Source organism: Acinetobacter sp. FDAARGOS_515 (genome assembly GCF_003938865.1).
GTDB lineage: Bacteria > Pseudomonadota > Gammaproteobacteria > Pseudomonadales > Moraxellaceae > Acinetobacter > Acinetobacter ursingii.
This window is the reverse complement of sequence record NZ_RKIX01000001.1, coordinates 31533-43356: the sequence shown is the minus strand read 5'-3', so window position 1 is coordinate 43356 and position 11824 is coordinate 31533. Positions and strand designations below refer to the sequence as shown.

The window sequence follows — 11824 nt, the reverse complement described above, 5'->3', positions numbered from 1 at the left end:
ATTAAAAGAATGGGAGGCTTATAGCTTCCCATTTTTCTTTTTAAAATAACTATTATTTTTCTAAAACATCATTTGCCTTTTTCTCAAAACCCTTAACTTCTGCTAAAAGTTCTTCATTTTGGGCCATTGTGTCAGTAAAGGTCTGTTTCGAGAATTTAATGAATTCCAATGCATCATTGATCGATTGCTCTTTGCTTGGCTTCACGTACTTCGGGAGCTTATTGAATTCAGTATCCACATTTCTTTTGATCGCAGAAAAGTCTTTATCAAGCGACTCGAATGCTGCACTGGTTGACTCAAGCTGTATACGTTCAGAAACTCTATGGTCGATGTTTTGGAACACCAGGAACACACATACAAAAACTAAACTAGCAATTAAACTATTTTTTAGAACAACTGTATCCATTTTAAAACCCTTTAACATTTCTTTTATATTTTTAGTATAATCACTTTAATGTCTTTAAAAATTTTTTTAAAAAATATGTCTAAAGCCTCCAACGTTGAGCTCTTAAACTTTTATAGTCTTGTTAAAGTACCTTTTAAATATGCTCAAAAAGAGGTGTTGTTCTCCATTTCTATTTTATATTTTAACGGTAAAACTAAATCATACGTTCATTATCACAAATTTGAAGATGAAGAATTGCAGACTGTTCTAGGGTATGTGGTTTCGGAGAGTCTGGCGTGGACCTTTGGATCTTTGAAAACTGATAAATTCACTGTTAATCAGAATTTTATTTTCAATACTGTGCAAGAAGTGGAAAAAAGCCTTAAAGAACAAATAAATGCTTTATATAAAAGCACGGGTATAAATGCTAAGTTTTCCATGCAATATGCCTTAAAAGATAAGCCATCTGCAGAAAACAACGACTTATTAGAGAAGATATTTGCGATTGATAAAATGCTACCATTTGCTTTTACATTTAATAATAACGGCGGTTATGAAGTTGCATTAAAAGAATGTTCGTTAAAACTAATTAATGATATTGGGTTTTTCGCTTAAAAGTCCTTAAACTATTAAATACCACTTCATTAATACTTATTTTTAATTATAATGTGGGGTATTAGTAGTTTTAAGTTAGGTCATTAATTAGTGAATAAGAAAACCCTTACCATAGCGATATTGTCAGTTTTGCTATTTGGTTGTGATAAGTTAAAGCCTTCAAATACTGATACTGCATCTCAAGAAGAACAAATAGATCCCATTGAAAAGAAAGTTGAGGAACAAGTTCGCAAATATGATGAACGTGTTACCACTTACAATCCATCTAACTACAAATTACCTCAATCAAGCCTTTCTACCACCAGCCACAAAGTAGCGTGTAATTTTGGTGTAGGGGGAGATCTACCAGCTTTGGCATCAAATGGCATGTTCTCACAGCCGTTATATCGTATTGAAGCTGAGCAGATCATGGATAAAGTTCAGGGCGATGTGATGTATGCCCCTTATTCAATCGCGACATCTGTTGAGGGTGATGTTTTATATGAATCTGAAATTGATAGCTTTGATCGACAGTTAAATACATTACGAAGTTATCAAATTAAATCATCTGAACAAAATATCATTTCGTCATCTGGCTTTTACACCAATTCAAACAAAGCTGTTCGTATGGCACCTATCCGCAGTTACCCGGTTGCTTATGTGAAGCGCTTGGACGGCGATATTGTTTCTACATCTATGTTTAATGATGCATGCGACAAAGAAGTAGGTGTACGTAACTACAAATGGCGCGAAATTGATGTGTCGGGCAAACCATATGCAAGTTTAGCATCCACTGTATCTGAGCAAATTGTTCGGGTGAATCAGTTTGGCATGTTCACCAGTGCATCAAATTTTTACAGCTACTTCAGTAGTGAGTTTGGCAACTTCTTGGATGCAAATAACAAGTTTAGATCCGCATTGGAGAAATCAGGACGTTTCCCTAAAGGTTCAAAAATCTACGTTCCATCTGAGATTAAAACGACTGATGAAACACTGGTGATTACGAAGAACCCTGAGCTTGAAATTACAGACTTCCAAAAAGACAAGGTTTTAGAGGCATACAACAAAGAGGCCAAAATACGGAATCTTGGCCAGATCGTATTCAAGGTCTACAACCTCAAAAACAATACTGTTTTCTATACACCATGGAATGAAACCAAGCACCGTGAAGCGGTCGAGTTTGAACCTATTGTTGTTATCGATGGCAAGGCTTATTCAGCAGTTTGGCATGTTCCTAATACTTTGACATTCAATGATTCGACCAGTGCTGGAAACTTAACGTATTACAACGCTACGGCGCATAACGCATTCGTCAATGCTGTTAAAGGTATATACCAAGGTCAGCAAAGCATGGTTGGTACAGAGCACGAAGATGATACCGAATATTCAATGAAGACTGCAGTTGAATACCAGAAAGCCCAGGCAGAGAAATAATATGGAATTAAGCACTATTGAAAAGAATACCGAAGCTCAAGACATTCAATCTGATGCGTATGACCAGCGTGTACATTCAGTATTGATAGTACCTGAACATGCCCTAAAAAAAATTGAGTCGATGATTTTGGCTACTGGTCATGTACAAAGTGACAGTACCAATCTTTTAGAAGTTTTAAGGCCAATGCCTGAAGAATTCAGAAAAGACGTTGATAACACCGAATTTACAGAAAAAGAAAACGGCGACATCGGTGATGCAGCCGTGGTCATTGTTGATGGTTTGATTCACGACACAAAACGCGGTGTTTGGATCTCTCAAAATTGGGGTTGTGGTAGTCCTAAATTCACCAAGCTTATTCAGGCTGGAGCTGAGCCACCAATTGAACTGATTGGCAAAAATAAGGGGGATAAGTTTAGTGCGACTTTAACGCACGAATTTCAAAAAGCGTATGAGCGAATGGGTTATACCCAAAAACAGGTCGGTTATATACACATCCTATCAAATGGTGCACCAACGACTTTCTTTAACTACCTGAGTGACGAATTGCTGTGCAAACTGGAATTCATATCAGTAGACAACAACCGTTTAAACGCCTCACAAACTAACTTTTACAGTGCCGTAGAGCGAGGATCTGTTTCAGATTGGGGAGTGAGCTATCACAGAAAACCTTTTAACTTAGAAAATTACCCGATCAATTCTCTATTGGTGTCGGGATTAACAATAACTTTTATTTTGTACCTGATTTACAGCTATCTTTTTGGAGCTTAATAACAAATGAAATATTTAAACAGACCATCTCAAAACCGCGAAAACCATCATTACTTTAATCAACAACAGGGCGACAATAGAAAACAGCACAATCCGAACCGTCATCACCACTCTATTAGCTTAAATGATGTATTTCGGTCGCTATTAGCCCTTACTCAACTAGACAAAGACATCCCGACATTGATCAAGCTTTTTGAAGAACAAGGGCTTGAAATATGCGAAACGCGTGTACGCACTTGGTCAACACCCGTGCATATCAACAATAGACCAATACCACACATTATTTTTGTTGGTTTTATGAAATTACTTGAGCGCATCAATGCTGAAGCGAAACTCAAAGATATTAATCTGTTTGATCTGTCAGAGATCTTGGACGATATACGCAACTAACAATTAAGTGGTTTAGCTATGACTGAAGAAATAAATAGTAATGAAAAAAAAGATGGTCCTATTACGGATGTAGGTAAAAAGTTTGCTGGTGCACGTAAAGACAACCCATCACCAGACTTTTCAGGCAACATGAATGGAATTAAGTCTGACAGCCTAGTGACTAAAAAGGAATATTGGCAAAAGCCTGATTTTAGAGCTGATGCCCAATCTGGCCACAAACCTGTAAAACATGCACTATTATTTTCTTTGGTCTATGCAAACTTAACCAACAAGCCTTTAGGGGGTGGTTGGTTTAGCATAGATCAAAAGCAATGGGATGATGCCTACATTGCTACACTACACTTCTTAAAAAACAAATATGAAAGCTCACACTATGAACGTTTAGAACAACTGACAGACGACTTTAATGCGTACATGAGCGTTAAGTTTGGTGCTGGACGAAGTGAAAAAGATATTTTAGAACGCTACTCAGCTGGACGACATACCAATCGCAGAGTTAAACACCCACTATCATTTAGTTCAGACACACAGTTACGCTTAAATAATCTAATCCCTTTAGGATGGCCAGACGATCGTGTACTTGATGCAGATAATTATGGTGCCAAAAAGTTATTAAACACTGAGACTGGTCAATATAAGTGGTATGCCGTTAAATCCATTTCAGCAAAGCGCTTTCAAACACTAGATGATTGGACAGAATACGACACATTCAATGCAGCACTAGAAAAAGTAAAAACATTTTTTCAGCCAATTTTAGATGAACGAGTCATAGAACCCAAAAAAGGACGCGCAAAACCCCCAAAAAGACCGCGCTACGACAGAGTTGAAGTACGCGAGGGTAAGGACCATCGAAAGGGTGAAAACATCGATAGCCAGTTGCTTATGGACTATTTCAAATTTTCTGGAGTCGAGTTCGGTAATTGGGTAAATCAAAAGGAACGTGCATGGTTTCTGAATTGCACGTATGACTCACTAATGGATCTTGTCGAACTTCTAGGTCTACCCGTTACGTTCGCATCTTTAGGCGGTAAGCTAGGAATAGCATTCGGTTCGCGTGGCACAGGCGTTGATAGCGCAGCTGCTCACTTTGAACCAGGTAATATGCTTATTCATTTGACCAAGACGCAAGGTGTTGGAGCACTAGCCCATGAGTTCGCGCACGGATTTGATTGTGTTTTGGCAAAACGAAACGGACTCAATAATAACTTTTTTAGCGAATACTTTCTTTACACCAGTAAAGGGCGTTACTCAGTACAGAATCATCAAGAGTCAGCATACAAACATCTTAAAGATGGCCAGACTGCAGATAAGTTTATCAAGCTGGTTAATTATCTTACTTTTAAGTCAACCAAATACCTTGATTACGAAGAAAGACAAGGCGGTACGGGCTTTATGAATAACGCCATGCACCTAGATCAATCACGGTCAATGTATTGGTCACAGCCAACAGAAATCTTTGCCAGACTGTTTGAATGTTGGGTGACGGATAAGCTGGCTGAAAATGATCAACAAAATGGGTTTTTGGTGCACGGCACAGAAGAGTCGGCAAATAGTTGGAATATGAAGTTAAGCGCATATCCAACAGGCAGAGAACGGGCAATTTTAGTTGATTTGATGGATGATTGGCTAAAAGCATTAGTGTGGTCGTGGACGAAATGAATGCAATCACCAAGACCTCAAAAAAAGAACGGATCTTATTCAATAATCCCAAAGCAACACGACTTTACAGGGAAGCAATAACAGAGCTTATTGCGTTTAAACCTTGGGAAGTTAACGCCACTGAGAATATGCTTACGATCTGCAACACCTACCGCTATGTCGTGAATAAACGTTGTTGTTTAGGGTACGAGTTTTGGTGTTACGACCGAAGCGAAAAAGAATGGGTACGTGTTAAGCCCTCAAGCGGTCGCCACAACCCAATCTACCGAATTAATTATTTCAGCTACGGTCATTACACCTCATTTGGAGAAATCTTTGTCAAGGTAGCCACCGACTTTCTTCATGTAAAGAGAATCGAGAAAGGTTTTAACTTCACGAGCAAAGAGCTTACGCTTGTGGAAATACTGTATATGTCTTACATAAGAGGCTTATACAAAAACCACTCATACTCAAATTACGTCATAGTTGAATGGTTTAAAAGAACCAGTGGGATCGACTTCACACATATTGTAAAGACAGGTTTTAAGGTTGGCTACTATACAGCACGGCATCTGCAAACACTCAAAATCGTAGATTTCTTGGCAAAGAGAAGTCTAGATTGTGCTGCAGCTGAAAGGTACATCATAAACAATCCAGATTTTACCGCGCTATATGTCTACCTAGATCCGCTGGACCGCGAGAAAAGAATCACAGCCGAACTTTTAAATGACGGCGTATTTTTGAATATTGATGGTTGTATGAATTATCTGTTCAAAATACCGAGAAAATCATTTAACCGGTTTAAAAACATTGGTACCTCAATCACGGCTCATTTTTTTGGAATAATCAGAACTGATCTTGAGTACGGCAGAGAAAATGCCATGATGTATGGTAAGGCAAATGGCACCTATGATGAACATGTAAACCGTTTCAGAGAACATCAAAGCGTTGAGATCCTACTTTATTTGAGTGGACTACATCTGGAGCTCGGTGTAAAAAAACCGAATAGTCGTTTTATAAATCGCTTGCTAAACAGGACTCTTCGCCATGTGTTGCGTGGCAATAACTGGCAGTTGTGCAAACATAACATTAAGACCATTTACCATGCTTTCTATAAGCATATGTATATCAACAAAGACACAAAGGCACGAAACGCCTATATCGGGAAGCAGTCAGAGTCAAACCAGCTTTCTTCAGATATAGATATAATCTTTGATTACATGCAACAGGTTAGAGCTCACCAGTTTGATAAGCGGTCAAGCATCCAAGGCATGAAGATCCGCATTCAACACTGGATAGATGAAAAAAATAGACTGCAGATAGAAAACAAAAAACAAAAATTAATCGATCGCAACTGGCCAGCAAGAGTCTTACCCGAACCAGTTGAGCACAACGGGTACCGTTTTACTGAGATCCTGAATTTTTATGACCTCTACATCGAGGGAAGTAAAATGAGCCATTGTGTATATCACAACTTCAAACACTCAGCAGAAGAGGGTTCAGTGATCGTATTCCATGTTCAACAAGACAACGATCTAGACGAACAGGCGACACTTGGTTTAGAGATGGTCGATCAAAAGTATGTGGTATTTCAAAGTTACGGATACCGTAACAAGGTACCGAGTGATGGCCTTAAAAAAGCTACACGAGCATTTTTAAAAGAAATTAATCAAAACCAAGTTCGTTAATTAAAGACAAATAGTTAAAATCATTGTGCAAAAATTAAGTTTTGTATCCATATTTAAATAGAGAATGAGGCTTTAAACTGATAATCCCTTATGGGAAAAACTGGTGCAAAACAAATGACAAAAACAATGGTCTACAAGGCAGTAAAACGAGCAGATTTTGAGTATACAAACCCAGCGCGTGGATACGTGTATCGGGGAGAGAAAATATCTGATGCTGAAGCGGAAAAACTAAAGCATAAATGGGCTAAAAAAGACCTGATGGACAATGCAAAAAAAGATGGATCGTTCACACCAGAATCATTAGAAATGTTCAAAACCTTGGTGAATCATGTATCACCACGGGAGTTGACCGCCAAACAGCAAGCTTTGACATACCATAGCCTTAAACGCTACACAGATTGCGTATTTAACCTTTATGAAGTCACCGCTAAACAAACACCTCCAGCAAAACTAAAACGACCGTACAGCATGCCTAGACTGGATGGTACGGATAACCCTTGGAACCAAGGCAAACGAGAAAACGATGTCTATATATACAAGGGGATTGAGTACAAAGGCATTGAAGCGGAAACAGCAATGCATAAAGTGGTGATTGCATCAGAATTAACGGCAATTGCCGGATTGGATAATCAGTTAGCGAATCTGGCCAACGAAACAGGTGTAGCGTTGTTTTCAGAATTTATTGAAGTTGCACACCAGAACAATGATTTAAAGGATTTAACATATGTAGTTTTTGATTATGTAAAACATCTAATTGTGACGATTGATCGCTATTTTGATTTAAAACTGAAATCTAACGTGTCGGTCAGTATTTCAGTGAACCGAGTAACTGGCTATTCAAGGTATAGCATAGTTCAACGGAAATAGACGCACGAACGCAACCAGTGACATTACATGTGTCGTCAATGACAGCTTATGTGTCTCGAACGTGCACGTAATTTTGGATTGATTGGTTTGAATGCAGAAAATGTAAATTATGCAAAGTAACACCATGAATATAGCTGATGATTGTACGGTAGTACGTAGACCGTATCAAAGAATGACGACAGCTAACATGCTTAAGATTTGTTATAATAAACAAATTGTTAGTATCTAAACGACACTTGAGCTGTCATTTTTTGGAAATTGCGACTACCCTATTCATTTTAATTCTCAATTTAACTTATGTTTACCTAAAGTTAGATTCATAAACAAAAATAAATAATAACTAAATAATTCAACTATTTATATTTATAGTTAGCGATTTTCATAAATCTGATTCATGAACCTGTGGGGTTTGGATATCTTAGACAATATTCTATAAAAAAATAAAATTATAATATTAAGCGACAACAACAAGTTAAACATATTGAAATTCATTGATATTTATAAGAAAATAAAAAATGAAAATATCTAGATATGGCTTATAAAATCATGAATAAGTATGAAAAATTACAAAATAAAGTTAGGGGAGTGATAGCTGAACGAAAAAACCAGAAAGTTTTTGATGGTAAATCATTAAACTGATCCAATGAAAAGTTAAAAAGAAACATTAATCAAATTTTTATGCTAGCAAGAGCTGAATTAGAACCTAAAAATTTTAAGCAATTTATAACATGGGTAAAACAACAAGTTGAATGTCAGATAAGAGATAATAATAAATATACTAATAAATCTTATGCAGATACAGCAGGACTTTTTGTAAACATGCCCGAAGTAAGTTGGGATAAAGAGTTATCATGGGTAATGGAGAGACTGATAGCTGAAGCAGAAAAGTTAAACAGCTTTTTTCAATTTTTAGTCGAAGTTGAAACTCTTGCTTACAGTGGTGACTTTAAAATAATATTTGATAAATTAGAGAATTTCGAAAATAAAAATGGTGCATCTTTATGGTCTATACAACTAAAGATTAGTTTTGAACAAACTTTTAATGGACTTGCAGAACAAAAGAAATATACAAATTCATTTAGAAAAATATATAAAACAGGATTATTGTCTTATATCGTATTTTTTATTAGCTCACGAAATGAAGAAAAAACAAATTATTTAAAGTTTGTTGAAGATTTTGAAAATTCACTCTCAAAACATAAATATTATAAAGAGCAAAAAGAATTAACAAATTATTTAAGATACAAAATATTAGGTCAATATCCTCAAGATTTTAATGACATTAAAGATTTACTCTTAATTGAACAAGCCCACTCTATTTATGATTTATATGATACATTTATTAATGTAATTCAACATCTTATAATGAATAATCAAATTATTTTTTTACAAAAATATTCTAAAAAAATTGAGCAATTGAATATCCTTGATGATTATAGAATAAAGAAAATAATTAAATTAATAAAAAATGATATCAATGCTAATGCTAATGCTAGAAATTACACTTGGCATGAGCTAAATAACAATCCAAATGTAGCAAAAGAAAGAATTTTTATTGAAAATAATCTCGTTGATATTTGGGGAATAATAAATAATGCGTATAATTTGTACGAAAATGAATATTATAATGGAGAAAATTTATTTGAACAAACAATAAATGGATTTTTAAATTTCACAAAGTTCAATAAAACGTCTGCCACAATATTAAATCAATATAATAAACATGTATTAAACTTTGACTTACTCCCTACCGTTAAAGCTATTTCATTAATAATTAAACCACTGAGTGATGTGAAAATTGATTGTCATTTAGAATATGATAATTTTGGTTTAAACAGTCCAACTATCGGTTTAGAAGATAAAAAAATTGATTTAGAAAAACTGAATAGTAATAGTGATATTCATATCCTACTGAAAACCATTAAGCTTTTAAACTCAAAAAATTATGGTTCATCTTACAACCTATTGTTACAGCTAGACTCATCAGAAAATATTTTTATACATAATTATTGTAAACATAATTTATTAAAATTATGTTTCTTGCAAAATGATACAATAGGTGTGTTAAATATATTAAACTCAATAAATTTGGATTTTTTAAACAATTATGATTCATATATTTTTAAAAAAATTGTAAAAAGTATAAAATATAAAGATGTTAAAAATATTGAAAACCACTTAGATCGTGAAAATATAATTCATGTGTGTTTATTACACTCAGATGATAGTAATCTATTGGCAAGTTTACGCTTGGGTATAAAGTCTGTATGTAATTTTTATAATGTAGATAAGCCATCTGAATTAACCAAGCTTCCAACAAATTTTAAATTAGTAAATTTTCTTTCTGAAATATGTGTCCCAAACAATCTTGATATGTGCCGTTTAAAAGCACTGAATGGAAGCAAGCTTGTAATTGATGAAAGAATAGAAATTTGTAATAAACTAAGATATTTAGATAAAATTAATTCTGACAAATATGAACATGAACTTTCAAGACTAAACTATCTAAAAACTTTAGATGAAGGGCAAAAGGTATTAAGTTCATCTAGAATATATGTAGATGTTGATGCATTTAAAAAATGGGCAGTTCATGAGATCTCTGATGAAATTAGCAGATATCAAGACTTAGCTGAAATATTACCTGATCATAATGTACAATATTTAGAATTAATTCAAGGTCTTTACTCTAATGAAAACTACCTGAGCAATTTTGTTCCAGAAAGTGATGCTGACTTGTTACTTTTAAATATTCTTCGAAGATGTGAACAAGCATTTCTTTTCAATTCAAATTGGGGATTAGATTATTACCTCAGCAAAAGAATTAGACATCAATCATTTATTGGTAGATTACGTAATGAACTAGAGCAAAGTCAACTTATTACTACAAAAGTTTCAGAAAATGGAAGCTATCAAGACAATCAATTATGGATTGATTATTTATGCTTAGAACATCACGAACTCGAGGATAAGTTACAGAAAGTTTTTAAAAACTTTTCAGCTTCTTTCGACAAAAATTTACTGGATTTAAAAGAAAATCGTTTACATATAAAATCCCCAGAAAAGCCCGATGGAATGCTTATATTAAATACGCCTTCAAACTATATACCCATACTTCGATATATTAGACTTCCTTCATAAATCATTTTTCAATCAATTTAATAGTTTATCTTTCACCCAATCTAAATTGTATATGCCAGCAAGTAAATTAAACCGCAGGTTTAATCGTTTACGACGATTTCTATATACACAAGATAAAATCTTAAAACATTTCATCCTTCCAAATACATGCTCTACTTGAATTCGTCTACGACCAATCTCTTTATTTAACTTTTTTAATTCAGAATCTAGTTTTTCAGTTTTCTTTGCTTTAGATGGCATGAGGCATCCAAAACCCAATTTCTTTATCCCTAAATACCCCTTATCAACGATAAAAAAGGGCTTAAATTTTAATTTCCTCATGCTTTTTTTAAATATTTTAAAATCATGCATGCTTCCATGACTTCCACATACACTCAGTATTTCACCTGTTGTATAGTGCATAGATAGCTGAAATTTAAAGGTATGTCGCTTTTTTTTACCGCTATACCATTTCTTCTGTTTTTTTTTGGACGTTGAACTAATATTTCAGTTGCATCAATCACAACAACTTCCCAATCCACTTCATCTCGATTAGGAAGTTGTTTTGGCAAGTTAAATTTTCCAGAACGGATTAAGGTATCTTCAATAACACGTGTGATACGAATTGCACTCGTTTCAGATACACCGTAACTCATACCAAGATGGAAAAATGTTCGATATTCTCTCCAATATTCTATACATAAGAGCAAACGATCTTCCAACGGTAATTTATGCGGTCGTCCTTTACCAATATGACGGGGTAACTGCTTATTTATCTCGGCCAGCATGAGGTTAAATGTAGCCCAACTAACACCGGTAAGCCTACGAAACTTAACGTCTGATAATTTTTGAATATCTTTGAATTTCATCCAAGGATTATCCCTTGAATTAAATAATTTTGCTGATTAATTTAAGATCAAATAAATTGTACGTTTTTTGATT

11 protein-coding genes are annotated in these 11824 nt (G+C 34.7%); 8 read left to right on the top strand and 3 right to left on the bottom strand.

Features of this window, described 5'->3' with window-relative positions; all coding sequences use genetic code 11:
- Positions 1–52 precede the first annotated feature (52 nt).
- The gene (locus EGS47_RS00255) at positions 53–406 is read right to left on the bottom strand and encodes a hypothetical protein (RefSeq protein WP_005005748.1); all 354 of its coding nucleotides are present in this window, start codon (positions 404–406) and stop codon (positions 53–55) included.
- A 48-nt stretch (positions 407–454) separates the two neighbouring features.
- Between EGS47_RS00255 and EGS47_RS00250 the strand changes: the two genes are divergently transcribed.
- The 8 genes from EGS47_RS00250 to EGS47_RS00215 all read left to right on the top strand — a co-directional run bounded on the left by EGS47_RS00250 (position 455) and on the right by EGS47_RS00215 (position 10903).
- Positions 455–1000, top strand: a complete 546-nt coding sequence (locus EGS47_RS00250; protein WP_228262012.1) for a hypothetical protein — start codon at positions 455–457, stop codon at positions 998–1000.
- Between the two features lie 90 nt (positions 1001–1090).
- Positions 1091–2413, top strand: coding sequence for a hypothetical protein (locus tag EGS47_RS00245; RefSeq protein WP_005005746.1), 1323 nt, complete (start codon positions 1091–1093; stop codon positions 2411–2413).
- 1 nt (position 2414) lies between these two features.
- Positions 2415–3182 carry a hypothetical protein gene (locus tag EGS47_RS00240; RefSeq protein ID WP_078389378.1) on the top strand — a complete coding sequence of 256 codons (768 nt, stop codon included), beginning with the start codon at positions 2415–2417 and terminating at the stop codon, positions 3180–3182.
- A gap of 6 nt (positions 3183–3188) precedes the next feature.
- On the top strand, positions 3189–3572 hold the full coding sequence (locus tag EGS47_RS00235; RefSeq protein WP_078389377.1) for a hypothetical protein: 384 nt from the start codon (positions 3189–3191) through the stop codon (positions 3570–3572).
- Positions 3573–3590: 18 nt separating this feature from the next.
- Entirely contained in the window at positions 3591–5231 is a 1641-nt protein-coding gene (locus tag EGS47_RS00230) for an LPD1 domain-containing protein (RefSeq protein WP_125269067.1), read from the top strand.
- A complete protein-coding gene (locus tag EGS47_RS00225) occupies positions 5228–6898 on the top strand; it encodes a PcfJ domain-containing protein (RefSeq protein WP_044432026.1) in 1671 nt (556 codons plus the stop codon). The genes EGS47_RS00230 and EGS47_RS00225 overlap by 4 nt, the downstream gene beginning before the upstream one ends.
- A 90-nt stretch (positions 6899–6988) precedes the next feature.
- Positions 6989–7765 (top strand): hypothetical protein, encoded by a 777-nt coding sequence (locus EGS47_RS00220; protein ID WP_125269066.1) that lies wholly within the window; start codon positions 6989–6991, stop codon positions 7763–7765.
- 678 nt (positions 7766–8443) lie between these two features.
- The gene (locus tag EGS47_RS00215) at positions 8444–10903 is read left to right on the top strand and encodes a hypothetical protein (protein WP_125269065.1); all 2460 of its coding nucleotides are present in this window, start codon (positions 8444–8446) and stop codon (positions 10901–10903) included.
- Positions 10904–10915: 12 nt separating this feature from the next.
- Here the strand turns inward: EGS47_RS00215 and EGS47_RS00210 are convergent, their stop codons facing one another.
- Positions 10916–11386 carry an IS5/IS1182 family transposase gene (locus EGS47_RS00210; RefSeq protein WP_077165880.1) on the bottom strand — a complete coding sequence of 157 codons (471 nt, stop codon included), beginning with the start codon at positions 11384–11386 and terminating at the stop codon, positions 10916–10918.
- Positions 11278–11670 (bottom strand): helix-turn-helix domain-containing protein, encoded by a 393-nt coding sequence (locus tag EGS47_RS00205; protein WP_171455400.1) that lies wholly within the window; start codon positions 11668–11670, stop codon positions 11278–11280. The genes EGS47_RS00210 and EGS47_RS00205 overlap by 109 nt, the downstream gene beginning before the upstream one ends.
- Positions 11671–11824: the final 154 nt, after the last annotated feature.